Below are 17,686 nucleotides of genomic sequence, written 5' to 3'. Positions count from 1 at the left end.
GCCGGAGGCACGCTTGTCGATGCGGGCCCTCGACAGCCCCGCCGGGCGGGTGCCAAAGATCGGGCATGCGCGACCATGCCAGCACCGGGCCGGCCCGGTGAGCCCCGAACTCGACGCCCTCTTCCAGGCCGCGCGGACCGTCCGCGAGCGTGCGCATGCGCCCTATTCGCGCTTCCGGGTCGGGGCGGCGCTGCGCGACGAGACCGGCGCCGTGCATGCCGGCTGCAACGTCGAGAACGCGGCCTATCCGGTCGGCACCTGCGCCGAGGGCGGGGCGATCTCGGCCATGGTCGCGGCCGGCGGGCGGCGCATCCGCGAGATCCTGGTGCTGGCGGAGGGCGACGGCCCGGTGACGCCCTGCGGCGCCTGCCGCCAGCGCATCCGCGAGTTCGCCGATCCCGCCACGCCGATCCATGCCGCCGATCCGCGCCGGGTGCTGGCGAGCTTCACCCTGGAGCAGCTCCTGCCCGCCTCCTTCGGCCCCGAGACGCTGGCCGGCGATGCCTGAGCCCGTCCCCGACCCACGCCTCGCCGACCCACGGGTCGCCGAGGCCGCCGCGCATCTGCGCGGGGCCGGGTTCGGCGGCCCCTTCGCCTGCGCCGTCGTCACCGGCACGGGCCTCGGGACGCTCGCGGACGCCCTCGGCGAGCGCGTATCGCTGCCCTACGACGCGATTCCCGGCTTTCCCCGGCCCGGCGTCAGCGGCCATGGCGGCCGGCTGCATCGCGGGGTTCTCTCCGGGCGGCCGGTGCTGGTGCTGGAGGGGCGGGCGCATGCCTACGAGCGGGGCGACGCGGCGGCCATGCGGGTGCCGGTGGGAACGCTCGCCGCGCTCGGCGCGGGCGCGCTGCTGCTCACCAATTCCAGCGGCTCGCTGATGCCGCGGGCCGGCCCCGGCAGCCTGGTGGCGCTCATCGACCACATCAACCTCTCCGGCCTCCACCCCCTCGTCGGCGAGCCCTCCGACGCCCGCTTCGTGCCGATGACCGACGCCTACGATGCGCGTCTGCGCGCGCATCTGGCGGATGCGGCTGCGGAATGCGGCATCGCCCTGCACGAGGGCGTCTATGCCTGGTTCTGCGGTCCGAGCTTCGAGACTCCCGCCGAGGTGCGCATGGCCGGCCGGCTCGGCGCCGATCTCGTCGGCATGTCGACGGTGCCCGAGACGATCCTCGCCCGCTTCTTCGGCCTGCGCGTCGCCGCGCTCTCCGTGGTCACGAACCGGGCCGCCGGCATCGGCGGCGGCGATCCGCACCATGCCGAGACCAAGGCGGTGGCGGGTGCCGCCGCCGCCGATCTCGTCCGCCTCGCGGCGGCCTTCGTCGCCCGTCTCGACACCCCGTCCTCCGGGAGCCCCGCATGAGCGCAGCCCTCTCCGATCCCGCAGCGACGGCGCGGCGCGCCCTCTCGCTCCTCGACCTGACGGACCTGTCGGACGCCTGCACGGCGAGCGCCGTCGACGCCCTCTGCCGGGATGCGCGGGAGAGCGGCGTCGCGGCGGTCTGCGTCTGGCCGCAATACGTCTCGCAATGCGGCCGGGGTCTCGCCGGCAGCCCGGTGCGGATCGCCACCGTGGTCAATTTCCCGGCCGGGGGCGAGGATGTCGAGCGCACCCTGGACGACGCCCGCGAGGCCGTCGCCGACGGCGCCCACGAGATCGACCTCGTGCTGCCCTATCGCGCCTTCCTGCGCGGGGACGAAGGCGTGGCCCGCGACATGGTCGAGGCCGTCCGCGACATCTGCGCGAGGACGGTGCTGAAGGTCATCCTGGAGACCGGCGCGCTGGAATCCCCCGAGCGGATCGCCGCCGCCGGCCGTCTGGCGCTCTCCGCCGGGGCGGATTTCCTGAAGACCTCCACCGGCAAGAGCCCGGTCTCGGCGACGCCCCAGGCCGCCGAGGCGCTGCTCGGCGTTCTGCGCGGGCATGAGGGGCGCCCGGCGGGGCTCAAGGTCTCCGGGGGCCTGCGCACGCTCGCCGACGCCGCGACCTATCTCGACCTCGCCGATAAACTCATGGGGCCGGGCTGGGTGGGCCCGAAAACCTTCCGGCTCGGCGCCAGCAGCCTGTTTTCCGTCCTGCGCGACGCGGCGGGGGCAGGCGCGTGAGGCCGCCCCAGGAGACCATCCGCTCGAAGCGCGACGGCGCCGCGCTGCCCGAGGCCGAGATCGCCGCCTTCGTCGCCGGGCTCACGGACGGGCGCGTCACCGAGGGGCAGGCGGCGGCCTTCGCCATGGCGGTGTTCTTCCGGGGGCTCTCCCTCCCCGAGCGCGTGGCGCTGACGCGGGCGATGACGGCCTCCGGCACGGTGCTCGCCTGGGACCTGCCCGGCCCCGTCCTCGACAAGCACTCCACCGGCGGCATCGGCGACACCGTGAGCCTGGTGCTGGCGCCGCTGGTGGCGGCCTGCGGCGGCTACGTGCCGATGATCTCGGGGCGCGGGCTCGGGCATACGGGGGGCACCCTCGACAAGCTCGCGAGCATCCCCGGCTACGACGCGACGCCGGGGCTGGAGCGGCTGCGCGCGGTGGTGCGCGCGGTCGGCTGCGCCATCATCGGCCAGACCGACGACCTCGCTCCGGCCGACCGGCGCCTCTACGCCATCCGCGACGTCACCGGCACGGTGGAATCGCTCGATCTCATCACCGCATCGATCCTGTCGAAGAAGCTCGCGGCCGGGCTCCAGGGCCTCGTCATGGACGTGAAGACGGGCTCGGGCGCCTTCATGGCAGAGACGGAGCAGGCGAGGGCGCTCGCCCGCAGCATCGTCGCGGTGGCCAACGGCGCGGGGCTGCGCACCACCGCGCTCATCACGGATATGGACGCGCCCTTGGCGAGCGCCGCCGGCAACGCCCTCGAAGTCGCCTATGCGGTGGATCATCTCACCGGGCGCCGCCGGGAGCCGCGCTTCCACGCGGTGACGACGGCGCTCGCCGCCGAGATGCTGGTGGCCGGGCGGCTCGCGGCCGATACCGGGGAGGCGACGCGGAGGCTCGACGCCGCGCTTGCGTCCGGCAAGGCGGCGGAGATCTTCGCGCGCATGGTGGCGGCGCTCGGCGGCCCGGCGGATTGTCTCGACCGGGCGGGTTCGTATCTGCCGGAGGCGCCCGTGCGGCGCCGGGTGGAGGCCGGGGGGAGCGTGGCGCGCGTGGACACGCGGGCGCTCGGGCTCGCCGTGATCGGCCTCGGGGGAGGCCGCACGCGGCCGCAGGACGGCATCGATCCGAGCGTCGGGCTCACGGACCTCGCTCGGCCGGGCGACGCGGCCGGGCTGCTCGGGGTGGTGCATGCCCGCGACGAGGCAAGCGCCGACGCGGCGGAGGCTGCTCTGCGCGCGGCCTACGCGATGGGTGAGGCCGCGCCCGAAGGGCCTGCTGTTCTGGAGCGCATCGACGCGTGAGGGAAGGACCGGGAGCGTACGCGCTCCCGGCCCCGTTCATGCCGGATCACCAGCGATGGTGGCCGTGGCCCCAGCCGTGATGACGGTGCCCCCCATGGTGACGATGGCCCCAGCCGTGATGGCGGTGGCCCCAGCCATGGTGATGATGTCCCCAGCCGTGATGACGGCGATGGCCCCAGCCGTGGTGATGATGGCGATGGTAGCCGTACTGCACCTGCGTCAGGCCGGCATCGGCCTCTCCGGCGATTGCCGGGGACGGGGCGAGCGGCGCGGCTTCCGCGCGGGGCGCGGCGGCGAACAGGCCGGCGGCGAGCGCGGCGGCCAGGGCGAGGCCGGCGAGGGGACGTTGGATGCGCGACGACATCGTGGGCGATCTCCCGTTCTCATCATGCCCGGCGGCGGGAACGCTGCCGGATCATCACGAAAGGGTTATCGCCGGGCGCCTGAACCCCCGCTGAGCCAGGGAGTCACATCCGCTGACAAAACTTTCCGCTCGGAGAAGGGATTAAATCAGGGCCGGCGGTACACCCAGACCCGCGCCGGCGGCAGGTTGAGCCAGACCCGGTTCGAGGGGCTCGCGGTGTAGCTCCCGGCCTCGCAGCGGGCCGGGATCGGCGGCACCACGGCATAGGTGAACTGCACGAAAGGCGCGCCCGGATGCATCAGGTCGTGGGCGGCGTTCAGCAGGTCGAGGCGCTGCTCCAGGGGCTTGGTGAAGAGCGGCAGGCTGGAGATGGTGGCCGCGCCCGGCGCCTCGAGCATGGTCCCGAGGGTACGGCGGATGTCGTAGGCGTCCCCCGGCACCACGGTGGCGCGCGGGAAGCGGCTGCGCAGGAGCCGGCAGAAATCCGGGTTGAACTCGACGAGGACGAGACGGTCCTCGTCGATGCCGCGCCGGATCAGCGCCTCCGTCACCGGGCCGGTGCCGGGGCCGAGCTCGACGATCGGCCCTTCGCTGCGCGGATCGACATAGGAGGCCATGGTCCGCGCCAGCATGCGGCCGGAGGGTGTCACCGAGCCGGTGACGAGAGGCCGCTCGAACCACGAACGCAGGAACCGCGCGTCGTCCTCCAGAACCTCTCGCCGCTCCCGCACGATGGAATCGGCGGCCATGACCTTCGCGCTGGGACGGCGTAGCGGCGGCAAGACGAGTGTCCTCGTACTACGGGAGAGGCTTTAGGCTAGACGACGAAACCCCCGTCCGCGTCAAGGCGCGGACGGCACGGGACTGTCTGCCGGCGGCGTAAGGCGCCGGGGCGCGGCGGCACCGCCACATCCCCGAGGGGGAGATGCGGGGGCCGATCCGCTCACTGGCGGGCCGAGCCGCCGAAGCCGTCGAAGAAGTCGCGCACCTTGGAGAAGAAGCCGGCGCTTTCCGGGTGGTTCTCGTCCGAGGCGGTCTGGTCGAACTCCTGGAGCAGCTCGCGCTGGCGCTTGGTCAGGTTCTGCGGCGTCTCCACGAAGACCTGGATGTAGAGGTCGCCGACATCGCGGGCGCGCAGCACCGGCATGCCCTTGCCCTTGATGCGGAACTGCTTGGCCGTCTGCGTGCCGGCGGGGATGCGCACCTGGGTCTGCGAGCCGTCGATCACCGGCACGGTGATCTCGCCGGACAGCGCCGCCGTCACCATGGAGATCGGCACCCGGCAGAACAGGTCGGCGCCGTCGCGCTGGAAGAACTCGTGCGGCTTGATCGAGAGGAAGACGTAGAGATCCCCCGCCGGGCCGCCGCGCAGCCCGCTCTCGCCCTCGCCGGCGAGACGGATGCGCAGGCCGTCGTCGACGCCCGCCGGCACGTTGATGGAGAGCGTGCGCTCGCGGCTGAGGCGTCCGGCCCCCGAGCAGGCGCCGCAGGGATCGTCGATGACCTCGCCGCGTCCGTGGCAGTTCGGGCAGGTCCGCTCGATGGCGAAGAAGCCTTGCGCCGCCCGCACCCGTCCGTAGCCGCCGCAGGTCGGGCACTGGCGCGGCTTGGAGCCGGGCTTGGCGCCCGACCCCGCGCAGGCGTCGCAGGTGATGGTGGTGGGGATCTTGATGGTCTCGGTCTTGCCGGAGAACGCCTCCTCCAGGGTGATCTCGAGGTTGTAGCGCAGGTCCGAGCCGCGCTCGCGGCCGGGCTGGCCGCGCCCGCGCTGCGCGCCGCGCCCGTCGCCGAAGAAATTGTCGAAGATGTCCGACATGAAGTCGCCGAACTCGTTGCCGAATCCGGGGCCTCCGGGGCCGCCCGCGCCTTGACTGAAGGCGGCGTGGCCGAAGCGGTCGTAGGCGGCGCGCTTCTGGCTGTCGGAGAGGCACTGATAGGCCTCGTTGATCTCCTTGAACTTGATCTCGGCTTCCTTGTCGCCGGGATTCCGGTCCGGGTGATGGACCATGGCGAGCTTGCGGAAGGCCACCTTCAGCTCGCCGTCCGTCACGGTCTTCGAGACGCTCAGGACCTCGTAGTAATCCCGCTTCGACATGCCCTGCCTTCAAACCTCGTCCGCATCGCCCCCAGGCGGGACGGTCGATGACCGGTCCATTCTCTCGAATGCCGGTCCCTGCTCTAGCATGGCCGTCGCCTCTGCCGCCGAGCAACTTTCACGCCTGAGCCTCGTCCCTCTCCCCTCCGCGGGAGAGGGTGGGCCTCGCCTCGGCGAGGGTCGGGAGAGGGGAGCGCCGTTTCCGGACGCGGCGCTCCCCTCTCCCGACCCGCTTCGCGGGCCACCCTCCCCCGCGAAGGGGGGAGGGAAGACCCGCTGGCGGGGCTTTCACGCCCGCTTCTTGTGGTCCTTGTCGTCGACTTCCTGGAAGTCGGCGTCGATGACGTCGTCCTTCTTCGGCTCTCCGGCGGCGCCCTCAGGGGCGCCCTCGGCCGACTGGCTGGCCGCGTACATTGCCTCGCCGAGCTTCATCGAGGCCTGCATCAGGTCCGTGGTGCGGGACTTGATGACCTCGACGTCCTCGCCCTCGAGCGCCGTGCGCAGCGCCGTCATGGCGGTCTCGATGCCGGCCTTGTCGTCGGCCGAGACCTTGTCGCCATACTCCTTCACCGACTTCTCGGTGGCGTGGATCAGGCTCTCGCCCTGGTTCTTCACCTCGACGAGCTCGCGGCGCTTCTTGTCGGCCTCGGCATTGGCCTCGGCATCCTTGACCATCTTCTCGATATCCGCGTCCGAGAGGCCGCCGGAGGCCTGGATGCGGATCTGGTGCTCCTTGTTCGTCGCCTTGTCCTTGGCCGTCACGTTGACGATGCCGTTGGCGTCGATGTCGAAGGTCACCTCGATCTGCGGCAGGCCGCGCGGGGCCGGCGGAATGCCCATCAGGTCGAACTGGCCGAGCAGCTTGTTGTCGGCCGCCATCTCGCGCTCGCCCTGGAAGACGCGGATGGTGACGGCGTTCTGGTTGTCCTCGGCCGTCGAGAAGACCTGGGACTTCTTGGTCGGGATCGTGGTGTTGCGGTCGATGAGGCGCGTGAACACGCCGCCCAGCGTCTCGATGCCGAGCGAGAGCGGGGTCACGTCGAGGAGCAGCACGTCCTTGACGTCGCCCTGGAGCACGCCGGCCTGGACGGCGGCGCCGATGGCGACGACCTCGTCCGGGTTGACGCCCTTGTGGGGCTCCTTGCCGAAGAAGGACTTCACCACCTCCTGGATCTTCGGCATGCGGATCATGCCGCCGACGAGCACCACCTCGTCGATCTCGGCGGCCGTCACGCCGGCATCCTTGAGCGCCTTCTTGCAGGGCTCGATGGTGCGCTGGACGAGATCGTCCACGAGGCTCTCGAACTTGGCGCGCGAGAGCTTGAGGGCGAGGTGCTTCGGCCCGGAGGCGTCGGCGGTGATGTAGGGCAGGTTGATCTCGGTCTGGGTCGCCGAGGACAGCTCGATCTTGGCCTTCTCGGCGGCCTCCTTGAGGCGCTGGAGGGCGAGCTTGTCCTTGGTCAGGTCGATGCCCTGCTCGCGCTTGAACTCCGCCGCGAGGTACTCGACCACGCGGTTGTCGAAGTCCTCGCCGCCGAGGAAGGTGTCGCCGTTCGTGGACTTCACCTCGAACACGCCGTCGCCGATCTCGAGGATCGAGACGTCGAAGGTGCCGCCGCCGAGGTCGTAGACCGCGATGGTGCCGGACTTCTTCTTGTCGAGGCCGTAGGCGAGGGCCGCGGCGGTCGGCTCGTTGATGATGCGCAGCACCTCGAGGCCGGCGATCCTGCCGGCGTCCTTGGTGGCCTGGCGCTGGGCGTCGTTGAAGTAGGCGGGGACCGTGATGACGGCCTGCGTCACCGGCTGGCCGAGATGCGACTCGGCGGTCTCCTTCATCTTCTGGAGCGTGAAGGCCGAGATCTGCGAGGGCGAGTACTTCTTGCCGTCCGCCTCGACCCAGGCGTCGCCGTTGTCGCCCTTGACGATCTTGTAGGGCACGAGGCCCTTGTCCTTCTGGGTCATCGGGTCGTCGTAGGTGCGGCCCACGAGACGCTTGATGGCGAAGAAGGTGCGTTCCGGGTTGGTCACGGCCTGCCGCTTGGCGGGCTGGCCGACGAGGCGCTCCCCGTCGTCGGTGAACGCGACGATGGACGGGGTGGTGCGGGCGCCTTCCGCGTTCTCGATGACCTTGGGCTGCGTGCCTTCCATGACGGCCACGCAGGAATTGGTGGTGCCCAAGTCGATGCCGATGACTTTACCCATGGCGGGATCCCTCTGATGTGTCTCTTCAAGCAGACCGCCGAGCCCCGAAGCGGCTCGGCCCATGGCGGTGCCGAAATGGTGGTGCGGTTGCGAATCTGGAATACGGGAGAAGGGCCTGATCGGGGGCCGAAACGGCCGGATCCGACGCATAATCCCGCGCCTCGTCGCATATAAGAAGGTCCGTCCGGGCTCGCAAGGCGAAGCCCGGCACCGTGCCGATCACGGGCCCTCGGCGGGCTCGGGGCGGGAAGCGGGACGATGTCCCTCGGGCGGCGGCGGAATTTGTTGTCTTGTTGCCACGTCCGCGCCACCGATGGCGTGCTAGACAGAACTCTCGACCGCACAGAACGAGCCCGCCGTAAAGGGCCGCGCCCGAAAGATCCGATGCGTATCAGCCGCGTGATCCCCGTTCCGCTCGCCGCCGCCGCGATCCTCGCCGGCCTGACGGTCGCGGCCCCGGCGCAGAACTTCTTCGAGGAACTCTTCGGGATCGGCCGGGCGGCCAGGCCCCCGGTTCCGCCGCGCGACGTGCCCGGCACGCAGCCCCCTGGCGCGGCCCCCGGCCAGCCCGGCGCCCCGGTCGATCCGAATGCCGAGGCGAAGCCGGCCGCCCCCACGCCGCCGCGCCCGGTGGTGCTCAAGGCCCCCGGCGACGACAACGTGAACGGCCAGGACCTGCTCCTCAACGGGCTCAACGGCGGCCTGAAGCTGGAGCGGGCGGGCGCCGCCATGACCGCGCGGGTGACGCTGCCCGGCACCAAGGTCTCGCAGCCCACCGAGACCTGCAAGGTGCCCCTCGCCGAGGGCAAGCCGCTCACCCTCACCGCCGAGGGGCGCCCGGACGGCATCGCCCGCTTCGACGCGGCCGGGGCCGAATGCCCCCTGCGCTTCGAGGTGATGGAGGGCGCCGTTCTGGTGACGCCGCTCGGCGGCAACCCGGTCTGCACCTTTTCCGCCGCCGACTGCGCCACCACGCCGGCGGGCCTGTGGGGACCGCCCGCCGCCGCCCTCGTCGGGCGCGCGGGCGAATTCGACAGCGCGCGCGGCGTCGCCGACAAGGCGGTGCGCGACAACTACAAGGTCATGACCCAGCGGGCGCGGCGCGAGGACGTGCGCGCCATCGTCACCGAGCAGGCGGCGTTCTCCTCCGATCGCGAGCAGGTCTGCCGCACCTATGCCCGCGAGGGCGCCCACGGCTTCTGCCACCTGCGCTTCACGGAAGGGCGCGCGCTGGCGCTCGCCACGCGGCTCGGCGTCTCCACCGCCGCGCCCACCGCCGCCGCGACCCCGCGGCCCCGGCGCAAGCCTCCGGTGGAAGGCATGAACCCGGATGCCGCCGGCCTGCCGCCGCCGGTGGCGGAATAGGCCTCAGGCCCGGCCGGCGCTCGCCGAGAGCATCGCCGGGTCGATGCCGTTCATGCGCAGGGTGCGCTCGTATTTGGTGTCGAGCGCCGCGTTGAAGATCAGCTCCGGGTCGGCCGGGCAGTTCAGCCAGCCATTCGCCAGGATCTCGCTCTCGAGCTGGCCCGCCTGCCAGCCGGCATAGCCCAGCGCCAGCACGGCGCTCGCCGGGCCGTCGCCGGTGGCGATGGCGCGCAGGATCTCCACCGTCGCCGTCAGGCAGATGCCGTCGTCGATGATGAGCGTCGACTGGGCGATGTGGAAGTCGTCCGTGTGCAGCACGAAGCCGCGCTTGCCCTCGACGGGGCCGCCCATCAGCACCGGCATGTGCCCGACCCGCTCGCGCAGCCGGATGGCGTCGGTCTCCGGCGCCACGTCGAGCTGGACCAGGAGGTCGGGCATGTTGATGTCGGTGACGGGCTTGTTGACGATGATGCCCATGGCCCCATCGGCCGAGTGGGCGCAGACATAGATCACCGAGCGGACGAATCGCTCGTCCGACATCCCCGGCATCGCCACGAGGAACTGGCCGTCGAGAAAGTCGGAGGGTCCGCGCGGCCGGGTTGTCTGCATGGGGCCATGCTACGCTCCGCCCCCGTCTTGTCCAGCGGGCAAAGCGCGCCGGGCGCGCCCCTCCCCGAAGCGTGACCTCCGAAGCGTGGCCTCGGGTCGACACTCTCCGGGCGCCGGGCTAGACGGACGCACCAGCTTCGGCGGACCCGGCGAGGGCCGCGCATGCGGAGAGCGCTCATGACGATCCAGGTCGGCGACCACCTTCCCCAGGCGACCTTCCGGGTGAACGGCCCCGACGGCCCCATGGCCAAGACCACGGACGACGTGTTCAAGGGCCGCCGCGTGGTGCTGGTCGGGGTTCCGGGCGCCTTCACGCCGAGCTGCCACCGCAACCACCTGCCGGGCTTCGTCCAGCACCTCGCCGAGATCAAGGCGCGCGGCGTCGACGCCGTCGCCGTGACCTGCGTCAACGACGTGTTCGTGCTCGACGCCTGGTCGAAGGCGAGCGGCGCCGAGGGCATCGAGTTCCTGGCCGACGGCAACGCCGACTTCGCCAAGGCGGCGGGGCTGGAGATGGACGGCACCGGCTTCGGCCTCGGCATCCGCTCCAAGCGCTACGCCGCCCTGATCGACGACGGCGTCGTGCGCGTCCTCAACATCGAGGAGAACCCCTCCAAGGCGGAAGCCTCCGGCGCCGAGGCGCTGCTGAAGGTGATCTGAGGGGGGCTCAGCCGGCCCGCTTCTGGGCCTGCACGTAGCTTTTCAGCACCGCGTTGATGCGGGACTGATAGCCCTTTCCCGTGCTGCGGAAATGCCGCAGCACGTCCGGGTCGAGCCGCAGGGTGATCTGCTCCTTGGTCTCGGGCGCGACGGGCTCGGCCGTGTCCCAGAAGCCCGGCGGTACGACGCCCGCGTCGGGATCGCTCGCGGCTCGGGCGTCGCTCTCGTCGTCGCGGAGCGACTTCAAGGCGTCGCTCGCGGGAGGGGCGGGCGGCATGTCGTCCAGGCTATCGAACCTGACGAGCCGCTCGGGCCGCCGCGTAGATTTCCCGGTCATGTCGGCTCGCCTTCCAGGCTGAGATGATGCGGATATCGGCGTCTCGCAGGGTGTAGACGACGCGCAGGACGACACCGTCGTAGAGCCCCAAGGCCATGAAGCGGCGTTCGCCATAATCGCGCCGATTGTCCTCGCGCGTCAGATGGAAGTCCCGAAAGATCTCGGCCGCCTGTCGGAAGCCGACGAGATGCTTGGCCTGATTGGCGGCATCCTTTCGCTGGTCCCACTGAAATCCCATTTTATGTAACTACAAATAGTAGCTATGCAGCGGCATGGGAAGACTCTCGGGACCGGCTGACGGAGGGCTCGCGCCGCCGATCCGCTGTCTCAGCGCCGCCCCTTGAACGGTGCCATGGCGGCGACGGCGAGCGCGTCGACGCGGTTGTTCAGCGGATCGCTGGCGTGGCCCTTGACCCAGTGCCAGGAGACGTCGTGGCGCTCGCGCGCGGCGTCGACGCGGCGCCAGAGGTCCTCGTTCTTCACGGGCTTCTTGTCGGCGGTGCGCCAGTCGCGGCGCTTCCAGCCGTGGATCCACTCGGTCACGCCCTGGCGCAGGTACTGGCTGTCCGTGAACAGGTCGACGCGGCAGGGGCGCTTCAACGCCTCCAGCGCCTCGATGGCGGCGAGCAGCTCCATGCGGTTGTTGGTGGTGTGCGCCTCGCCGCCGGAGATCTCGCGCTCGCTCTCGCCGTAGATCAGGATCGCGCCCCAGCCGCCGGGGCCGGGATTCCCCGAGCAGGCGCCGTCCGTGTAGATGCGGACCCGTTGCTCCTCGCTCACCGGACGAGCCCGTAGTCGCGCGCGTCGGCGGCGGCGCGGTGGAAGGTCAGCCGGCGGTCGTACTCGCGCGGGTCCTTCGGCTGGACGAGGGCCCCCGGCGGCACGTTCAGCCAGTCGACGAGGCGGGTCAGCATGAAGCGCAGGGCCGCCCCGCGCGCCAGCACCGGGAGTGCTGCGACCTCGGCGGTGTCGAGCGGACGCACCGCCTCGTAGCCGGCGATGAGCGCCTCGCCCATGTCGCGGCGATAGGCGCCCTCCGGCGTGAAGCACCAGGCGTTGAGGCAGATGGCGAGGTCGTAGGCGAAGGCGTCCGTGCAGGCGAAGTAGAAGTCGATCAGCCCCGAGAGGTCGTCGCCGATGAAGAACACGTTGTCGGTGAAGAGGTCGGCATGGACCACGCCCCCCGGCAGCCCCGTCGGCCAGGATGCCTCCAGCACGGCGAGGTCGGCGCGGGTGCGCTCGGCCAGCCCCGGCGAGACGCTGTCGGCCTGGGCCTCCGCCTGCTCGAAGAGCGGCCGCCAGGAGGCGACCGAGAGGTTGTTCTCGCGGCGCATGCCGAAATCGGCGCCGGCGGCGTGGAGCTCGGCCAGCGCCTTGCCCAGCGCGCGGCAATGGTCGGCGTTTGGCTGCTTCACCGAGACGCCTTCGAGGAAGGTGACGATCACCGCCGGCCGTCCGCAGAGGCGCCCGAGCGCCGCGCCGTCGCGGTTCCTCACCGGCTGCGGGCAGGCGAGCCCGCGCGTGGCGAGATGCTCCATCAGGTTGAGGAAGAAGGGCAGGTCGTCCTCGCGCACCCGCTTCTCGTAGAGGGTGAGGATGTAGGAGCCGGCCGTGGTGTGCAGGAAGAAGTTGGTGTTCTCGACGCCCTCGGCGATGCCCTTGTAGGAGAGCAGCCCGCCGATCTCGTAGGCCGAGAGGAAGGCGGTGAGCGCCGCGTCGGAAACCTCGGTGTAGACGGCCACGTCGTTCGCGCTCTTCCTTGGGACGATCCAGGGCGAGTGCCTGGACATACGCTAAAGCAAAGGGCGCCGTGATGGCGCCCTTGCAGTCCGCCGGCCCGGTGAGGGCGCGTCTGGAAAAATCTACTCGGCCGCTTCGCTGCGCAGCTCGCGCGGCAGCGGGAAGGACATGTCCTCGACCACCGTCGAGACCGTGTCGACGGTGACGTCGTAACGGGCGGCGAAGGCGTCGATGATCTCCTCCACCAGCACCTCGGGGGCGGAGGCGCCCGCCGTGAGCCCGAGCTTGCGGATGTTGGTGAAGGCGTCCCAGTCGATCTCCTCGGCGCGCAGCACGAGGCGGGTGATAGGCACGCCGACGCGCTCGGCCACCTCGCGCAGGCGCTGCGAGTTCGAGGAGTTGGAGGAGCCGACGACGATCAGCGCGTCCACCAGCGGCGCCACCTGCTTCACCGCCTCCTGACGGTTGGTGGTGGCGTAGCAGATGTCGTCCTTGTGCGGCCCGGTGATGGTCGGGAACTTCTTCTTCAGGGCCTCGACGATGTGGTGGGTGTCGTCCACCGAGAGGGTCGTCTGCGTGACCCAGGCGAGGTTGTTCGGGTTCTCGGGCGTCAGCGCCTCGATCTGGTCGATGTCCTCGACCAGCGTGATCGAGCCCTTCGGGAGCTGGCCCATGGTGCCGACCACCTCCGGGTGGCCGGAATGGCCGACGAGGAGGACGTGGCGCCCGCGCTTGTGGTGGATCTCGGCCTCGCGGTGGACCTTCGTCACCAGCGGGCAGGTGGCGTCGATGGTGACGAGGCCGCGGCTGTCGGCGTTCGCCGGCACGGTCTTCGCCACGCCGTGGGCGGAAAAGATCACCGGGGCGTTGCCGTCCGGCACCTCGTCGAGCTCGCGCACGAAGACGGCGCCTTTACGCTTCAGGCTCTCGACCACGTACTTGTTGTGGACGATCTCGTGGCGCACGTAGACCGGCGGCCCGTAGATGGCGAGCGCCCGCTCCACCACGTCGATGGCCCGCACCACGCCGGCGCAGAAGCCGCGCGGCGCGCAGAGCAGAATCTCGAGGGGGGGCTTCGTGGAAGCCGGGGCGGGGGAGAGCGTCGCGGGTTCGGCGGTCATGATCCAGCGGATGTGGAGAGGCGCGGGGCGCCGTGTCAACCTGTCGGAGGGCAAAACCCCCGTTCGCAGGGGCTCCATAGCACATTTGGCGGCCGGGGTGAGCCTTCCGCGCGCAAAGCCGCGCGGGTGCGTCCGCGCTGTCACGGACGCCTGCACGGACGCATGACGCATGAAGGCCCGGATGTGAGGAAAGGCACCTGCGCCCGCTCGCGCGGGCCCGCCCGGCGGGCTAAGGGGACAGGCCCTTTCCTCGCGCAAGCCCCCTTTCGCGAGAGGCCCCGACGACCGTGACCCGACGCCCGTTGCCGGGGCGCGGGCCGCGCCCGCTGCCGGCTCCGCAAGGCCAAGATCGCAACTCAGATGGCGAGTCCCTCCGAACACGCGAGCTTTCTGCCGCCGGTCCTCACCTTCCTGTCGGCGGCCGTGATCGGCGTGCCGATCTTCCGGCTCGCCGGGCAGAGCGCGGTGCTCGGCTATCTCGTGGCCGGCGTGCTGATCGGGCCCTTCGGCCTCTCGCTCATCGCCGAGCCGGAGACGGCGGCGAGCGTCGCCGAGATCGGGGTGGTGCTGCTGCTCTTCATCGTGGGGCTCGAGCTGCATCTGTCGCAGCTCGTCTCCATGCGGCGCGACATCTTCGGGCTCGGGACGGCGCAGCTCCTCGTCTGCTCGGCGGCGCTCGGCGCGGCGGGCTCGCTCTTCGGGCTGGCGCCCTCGGCCGCCGTGGTGGTGGGCATCGCGCTCGCGCTCTCGGCCACCGCCGTGGCGCTGCAACTCCTGGAGGAGCGCGGCGATCTCGGCACGCCCTATGGCGGGCGCTCCTTCGCGGTGCTGCTGTTCCAGGACCTGTCGGTGGTGGCGATCCTGGCGCTGATGCCGCTGCTGGCCCAGGCAGGGCACGGGGCGGGGCACGGCACCGCCGAGGGGCCCTGGTTCAGCGAGGCGGTGGGCTCCACCGGCAAGGCGCTCGCCGCGATCCTCGCCGTGGTGCTGGTCGGGCGCTACGGCCTCAACCCGTTCTTCCGCATGCTGGCGGCGAGCGGCGCGCGCGAGGTGATGACGGCGGCGGCCCTGCTCGTGGTGCTCGGCACCGCGCTCCTGATGCAGGAGGTCGGGCTCTCCATGGCCATGGGCGCCTTCCTCGCCGGCATCCTCCTCGCCGAATCGAATTTCCGCCACCAGCTCGAGGCGGATATCGAGCCCTTCCGCGGCATGCTGCTCGGCCTGTTCTTCATGAGCGTCGGCATGTCCATCGACGGCGGGCTGGTGAAGGCGTCCTGGCCGCTGCTCTTCGGGGCCACCGTGGGGGCCATCCTGCTCAAGGTCGCCCTGGTCGCGGGGCTGTTCCGGGTGTTCGGCTCGCCCTGGCTCGACGCGGTGCGCGGCGCCGCGATCCTGGCGCCGGCGGGCGAGTTCGCCTTCGTGCTGCTGCCGGTGGCCGCCGGTCTCGGCCTCCTCGACGCCAACGCGACGCGTTTCGCCGTGGCGCTCGCGGCGCTGACCATGCTGGTCGGGCCGGTGGCGGCCAAGGCGCTCGACGCCGTCCTCGCCCGCCGGCAGCCCGAGATGCCCGGCGACGGCCCCGCCTCGGACGTGGTCGAGAACGCCGAGGCGCGGGTCCTCGTCATCGGATTCGGCCGCTTCGGGCAGATCCTGACGCAGGTGCTGCTGGCGGAGGGGATCGGCGTCACCGTCATCGACAAGGACGTGGAGCAGATCCGCTCCGCCTCGCGCTTCGGCTTCCGCATCTATTACGGCGACGGCACCCGCCTCGACGTGCTGCGCGCCGCCGGCATCGGCCGGGTGGAGCTCGTCTGCATCTGCATCGACGACCGCGAGGCGGCGCTGAAGATCGTGGACATGGTCCATGAGGAGTTTTCGAGCGTGCGCACCTATGTGCGGGCCTTCGACCGCTCGCATGCCGTCGAGCTGATGAACCGGGACGTGGATTTCGTCCTGCGCGAGACCGCCGAATCGGCCCTCGCCTTCGGCCGCGCCGCCCTGGAGGGGCTCGGCATCCCCCCCGAGACGGCGGCGCGCACCACCGCCGACGTCAGGAAGCGCGACGTCGCCCGCCTCGTGCTCCAGCAGGCCGGCGCGCTCCCCGAGGGCGTCGCCGGCTGGATGCGCGGAAGCGTCCAGGGCGAGTTGAAGCCCGAGCCGCTGACCGCGCCGCAGCGCCCGGCCCGCGCGCTCAACGCCGAGACCCGCGACATCATCGGCACCGCCCGCCGCGAGGCGGCCCAGCGCACGCTGGAGCCGGAAACCGACGCCTCCGATGCCTGAGGCGCCGACGCGGGGACCGGCCGGGGCGCGCTTCGTCGAGGGCTCGATCCTGCGGCATGTCGTGGTGATGAGCGCCACCGGCTCCGTCGGCCTGATGGCGATCTTCGTCGTCGACCTGCTCTCGCTGCTCTACGTTTCGAAGCTCGGCGATCCGAAGCTCACGGCGGCGGTGGGCTTCGCCACCATCGTCCAGTTCTTCGCCATCGCCATCAATATCGGCCTGATGATCGCGGCCGGCGCCCTCGTCTCGCGCTCCATCGGCGCGGGGGACGAGGCGGGAGGACGGCGGCTCGCGACCTCGGCCAGCCTCCTCGGGCTGATGGTCTCCGGCCTGCTCGTCGCGTTGATGCTGCCGCTGCTCGATCCGCTGCTGCGGCTGATCGGAGCGGAGGGGGAGACGCTCACCGTCGCCAAGCGCTTCCTCTGGATCGCGCTGCCCTCGAACCTGCTGATGGGGCCGGGGATGATGTTCTCCGGCCTGCTGCGCGCGGCGGGGGAGGCCCGGCAGGCCATGTCGGTGACGCTCGGCGGCGGCCTCGTGACCGCCTTCGTCGACCCGCTCCTCATCTTCGGCGCCGGTCTCGGCGTCGACGGGGCGGCCTACGCCACCTGCATCGCCCGCCTGACCTTCGCGCTGATCGGCTGGCACTACGTGCGCCGCCGCCGGATGCTCGGCCGCCCGAGCCTCGCCTGCCTCGCCGCCGACGCGCCCGTCGTGTTCCGCATCGCGCTCCCCGCCGTGCTGACCAACCTCGCGCCCTCCGTGGCGAGCGGCTTCATCGCGCATGCGCTCTCGGGCTTCGGGCCGGAGGCGATGGCGGCCAATGTCGTCATCGACCGGCTGACGCCGGTGGCCTTCGGCGGCCTCTTCGCCATGTCCGGCTCGATCGGGCCGATCCTCGGGCAGAACTGGGGCGCCCGCCGCTTCGACCGCATGCGCGGGGTGCTGCGCGACGGCGCCCTGGTCACCGCCTCCTATGTCGGCGTGGTCTGGCTCGCCCTCGTGCTGGTGCGCGAGCCGCTGATGCGATTGTTCGAGCTGCACGATGCCTCGGGCGACCTGTTCGCCTTCTTCTGCCTCGTCAGCGGCGCGGTCTGGTTCTTCAACGGCCTGCTGTTCCTCGCCAACGCCTCCTTCAACAATCTCGGCTTCCCCTTCCTCTCTACCGTGCTGAACTGGGGCCGCGCCACCCTCGGCACCATGCCGCCGGCGCTGGCCGGGGCGGCGCTCTACGGCCCGAGGGGCGTCATCGCCGGGGTGGGGGTCGGCTCGGTGCTGTTCGGGGCGCTGGGGATCGGGCTCGCCTTCGGCACCGTCGGGCGCCTGGAGCGGCGCGCGCGGGCCCTCGACGCCGCCTCGCTTCCGCTGCCGGAGGAGCCGGACGCGGAGCCCGCCGTGGAACCCGCTCGGGCCGGCGCCCCGGTCTGATTCCGGCGGAGGGGACGGCGGCACCGCGTCGCTGGTCAGCCGGGCGGGATTGAGGATAAAGTCTCGCGCAGGCACGCGGACT

Annotated in this window: 18 protein-coding genes; 8 read left to right on the top strand and 10 right to left on the bottom strand. The window is 71.4% G+C overall.

From position 1 onward, the window contains the following. Window positions 1–13: 13 nt before the first annotated feature. Genes cdd through deoA form a run of 4 tightly spaced genes read left to right on the top strand, consistent with a single transcriptional unit; the run spans window position 14 to window position 3,399 of the window. Window positions 14–508 carry a cytidine deaminase gene (cdd, locus tag ACP56T_RS12830; RefSeq protein ID WP_430912510.1) on the top strand — a complete coding sequence of 165 codons (495 nt, stop codon included), beginning with the start codon at window positions 14–16 and terminating at the stop codon, window positions 506–508. Beyond that, entirely contained in the window at window positions 501–1,364 is an 864-nt protein-coding gene (locus ACP56T_RS12825; protein ID WP_430912509.1) for a purine-nucleoside phosphorylase, read from the top strand. Before cdd ends, ACP56T_RS12825 begins: the two co-directional genes overlap by 8 nt. Next, window positions 1,361–2,107 (top strand): deoxyribose-phosphate aldolase, encoded by a 747-nt coding sequence (gene deoC, locus ACP56T_RS12820; RefSeq protein ID WP_430912508.1) that lies wholly within the window; start codon window positions 1,361–1,363, stop codon window positions 2,105–2,107. Before ACP56T_RS12825 ends, deoC begins: the two co-directional genes overlap by 4 nt. Further along, on the top strand, window positions 2,104–3,399 hold the full coding sequence (gene deoA / locus ACP56T_RS12815; RefSeq protein ID WP_430912507.1) for a thymidine phosphorylase: 1,296 nt from the start codon (window positions 2,104–2,106) through the stop codon (window positions 3,397–3,399). The genes deoC and deoA overlap by 4 nt, the downstream gene beginning before the upstream one ends. 46 nt (window positions 3,400–3,445) lie before the next feature. On the opposite strand, the gene ACP56T_RS12810 is transcribed toward deoA, so the two are convergent. The 4 genes from ACP56T_RS12810 to dnaK all read right to left on the bottom strand — a co-directional run bounded on the left by ACP56T_RS12810 (window position 3,446) and on the right by dnaK (window position 8,060). Then, on the bottom strand, window positions 3,446–3,763 hold the full coding sequence (locus tag ACP56T_RS12810) for a hypothetical protein (RefSeq protein ID WP_430912506.1): 318 nt from the start codon (window positions 3,761–3,763) through the stop codon (window positions 3,446–3,448). A 146-nt stretch (window positions 3,764–3,909) separates the two neighbouring features. Further along, window positions 3,910–4,545: a class I SAM-dependent methyltransferase gene (locus ACP56T_RS12805; protein WP_430912505.1), complete on the bottom strand. Its 636-nt coding sequence runs from the start codon at window positions 4,543–4,545 to the stop codon at window positions 3,910–3,912. Between the two features lie 161 nt (window positions 4,546–4,706). Further along, window positions 4,707–5,858: a molecular chaperone DnaJ gene (dnaJ, locus tag ACP56T_RS12800; RefSeq protein ID WP_430912504.1), complete on the bottom strand. Its 1,152-nt coding sequence runs from the start codon at window positions 5,856–5,858 to the stop codon at window positions 4,707–4,709. A 288-nt stretch (window positions 5,859–6,146) separates the two neighbouring features. Beyond that, window positions 6,147–8,060 carry a molecular chaperone DnaK gene (gene dnaK / locus ACP56T_RS12795; RefSeq protein WP_430912503.1) on the bottom strand — a complete coding sequence of 638 codons (1,914 nt, stop codon included), beginning with the start codon at window positions 8,058–8,060 and terminating at the stop codon, window positions 6,147–6,149. A 384-nt stretch (window positions 8,061–8,444) separates the two neighbouring features. Here dnaK and ACP56T_RS12790 point away from each other — a divergent pair, with 384 nt between their 5' ends. Then, window positions 8,445–9,425, top strand: coding sequence for a cupin domain-containing protein (locus ACP56T_RS12790; RefSeq protein WP_430912502.1), 981 nt, complete (start codon window positions 8,445–8,447; stop codon window positions 9,423–9,425). Between the two features lie 3 nt (window positions 9,426–9,428). Here the strand turns inward: ACP56T_RS12790 and ACP56T_RS12785 are convergent, their stop codons facing one another. Then, on the bottom strand, window positions 9,429–10,034 hold the full coding sequence (locus ACP56T_RS12785; protein WP_430912501.1) for a YqgE/AlgH family protein: 606 nt from the start codon (window positions 10,032–10,034) through the stop codon (window positions 9,429–9,431). 177 nt (window positions 10,035–10,211) lie between these two features. On the opposite strand from ACP56T_RS12785, the gene ACP56T_RS12780 reads away from it, so the two are divergent. Further along, the gene (locus ACP56T_RS12780) at window positions 10,212–10,694 is read left to right on the top strand and encodes a peroxiredoxin (RefSeq protein ID WP_430912500.1); all 483 of its coding nucleotides are present in this window, start codon (window positions 10,212–10,214) and stop codon (window positions 10,692–10,694) included. 7 nt (window positions 10,695–10,701) lie between these two features. On the opposite strand, the gene ACP56T_RS12775 is transcribed toward ACP56T_RS12780, so the two are convergent. The 5 genes from ACP56T_RS12775 to ispH all read right to left on the bottom strand — a co-directional run bounded on the left by ACP56T_RS12775 (window position 10,702) and on the right by ispH (window position 13,892). Beyond that, window positions 10,702–10,971 (bottom strand): BrnA antitoxin family protein, encoded by a 270-nt coding sequence (locus ACP56T_RS12775; protein ID WP_430912499.1) that lies wholly within the window; start codon window positions 10,969–10,971, stop codon window positions 10,702–10,704. A 10-nt stretch (window positions 10,972–10,981) separates the two neighbouring features. Further along, a complete protein-coding gene (locus tag ACP56T_RS12770) occupies window positions 10,982–11,269 on the bottom strand; it encodes a BrnT family toxin (protein WP_430912498.1) in 288 nt (95 codons plus the stop codon). A gap of 89 nt (window positions 11,270–11,358) precedes the next feature. Further along, entirely contained in the window at window positions 11,359–11,811 is a 453-nt protein-coding gene (rnhA, locus tag ACP56T_RS12765; RefSeq protein ID WP_430912497.1) for a ribonuclease HI, read from the bottom strand. After that, window positions 11,808–12,773 carry a homoserine kinase gene (locus ACP56T_RS12760; protein WP_430912496.1) on the bottom strand — a complete coding sequence of 322 codons (966 nt, stop codon included), beginning with the start codon at window positions 12,771–12,773 and terminating at the stop codon, window positions 11,808–11,810. The genes rnhA and ACP56T_RS12760 overlap by 4 nt, the downstream gene beginning before the upstream one ends. Window positions 12,774–12,893: 120 nt before the next feature. Continuing rightward, window positions 12,894–13,892 (bottom strand): 4-hydroxy-3-methylbut-2-enyl diphosphate reductase, encoded by a 999-nt coding sequence (ispH, locus tag ACP56T_RS12755; protein WP_430912495.1) that lies wholly within the window; start codon window positions 13,890–13,892, stop codon window positions 12,894–12,896. A 360-nt stretch (window positions 13,893–14,252) separates the two neighbouring features. Between ispH and ACP56T_RS12750 the strand changes: the two genes are divergently transcribed. Together ACP56T_RS12750 and ACP56T_RS12745 are read left to right on the top strand one after the other, a co-directional pair. Next, the gene (locus ACP56T_RS12750; protein ID WP_430912494.1) at window positions 14,253–16,175 is read left to right on the top strand and encodes a monovalent cation:proton antiporter-2 (CPA2) family protein; all 1,923 of its coding nucleotides are present in this window, start codon (window positions 14,253–14,255) and stop codon (window positions 16,173–16,175) included. Beyond that, window positions 16,168–17,604, top strand: a complete 1,437-nt coding sequence (locus tag ACP56T_RS12745; protein WP_430912493.1) for an MATE family efflux transporter — start codon at window positions 16,168–16,170, stop codon at window positions 17,602–17,604. The genes ACP56T_RS12750 and ACP56T_RS12745 overlap by 8 nt, the downstream gene beginning before the upstream one ends. The last annotated feature ends 82 nt before the right edge of the window (window positions 17,605–17,686 follow it).

The sequence above is a fragment of the Methylobacterium endophyticum genome, from assembly GCF_050591105.1.
In the GTDB taxonomy this organism is placed as follows: domain Bacteria; phylum Pseudomonadota; class Alphaproteobacteria; order Rhizobiales; family Beijerinckiaceae; genus Methylobacterium.
The sequence above is the reverse complement of the archived record's forward strand: the minus strand, read 5'-3'. Positions and strand labels throughout refer to the sequence as shown.

Excerpts from the sequence above, each read along its gene's own strand:
- ACP56T_RS12825 (WP_430912509.1), top strand. The coding sequence starts at position 501 with ATGCCTGAGCCCGTCCCCGACCCACGCCTCGCCGACCCACGGGTCGCC.
- deoC (WP_430912508.1), top strand. The coding sequence starts at position 1,361 with ATGAGCGCAGCCCTCTCCGATCCCGCAGCGACGGCGCGGCGCGCCCTC.
- ACP56T_RS12810 (WP_430912506.1), bottom strand. The coding sequence starts at position 3,763 with ATGTCGTCGCGCATCCAACGTCCCCTCGCCGGCCTCGCCCTGGCCGCC.
- dnaJ (WP_430912504.1), bottom strand. The coding sequence starts at position 5,858 with ATGTCGAAGCGGGATTACTACGAGGTCCTGAGCGTCTCGAAGACCGTG.
- dnaK (WP_430912503.1), bottom strand. The coding sequence starts at position 8,060 with ATGGGTAAAGTCATCGGCATCGACTTGGGCACCACCAATTCCTGCGTG.
- ACP56T_RS12790 (WP_430912502.1), top strand. The coding sequence starts at position 8,445 with ATGCGTATCAGCCGCGTGATCCCCGTTCCGCTCGCCGCCGCCGCGATC.
- ACP56T_RS12785 (WP_430912501.1), bottom strand. The coding sequence starts at position 10,034 with ATGCAGACAACCCGGCCGCGCGGACCCTCCGACTTTCTCGACGGCCAG.
- ACP56T_RS12780 (WP_430912500.1), top strand. The coding sequence starts at position 10,212 with ATGACGATCCAGGTCGGCGACCACCTTCCCCAGGCGACCTTCCGGGTG.
- ACP56T_RS12775 (WP_430912499.1), bottom strand. The coding sequence starts at position 10,971 with ATGCCGCCCGCCCCTCCCGCGAGCGACGCCTTGAAGTCGCTCCGCGAC.
- ACP56T_RS12770 (WP_430912498.1), bottom strand. The coding sequence starts at position 11,269 with ATGGGATTTCAGTGGGACCAGCGAAAGGATGCCGCCAATCAGGCCAAG.
- ispH (WP_430912495.1), bottom strand. The coding sequence starts at position 13,892 with ATGACCGCCGAACCCGCGACGCTCTCCCCCGCCCCGGCTTCCACGAAG.
- ACP56T_RS12750 (WP_430912494.1), top strand. The coding sequence starts at position 14,253 with ATGGCGAGTCCCTCCGAACACGCGAGCTTTCTGCCGCCGGTCCTCACC.
- ACP56T_RS12745 (WP_430912493.1), top strand. The coding sequence starts at position 16,168 with ATGCCTGAGGCGCCGACGCGGGGACCGGCCGGGGCGCGCTTCGTCGAG.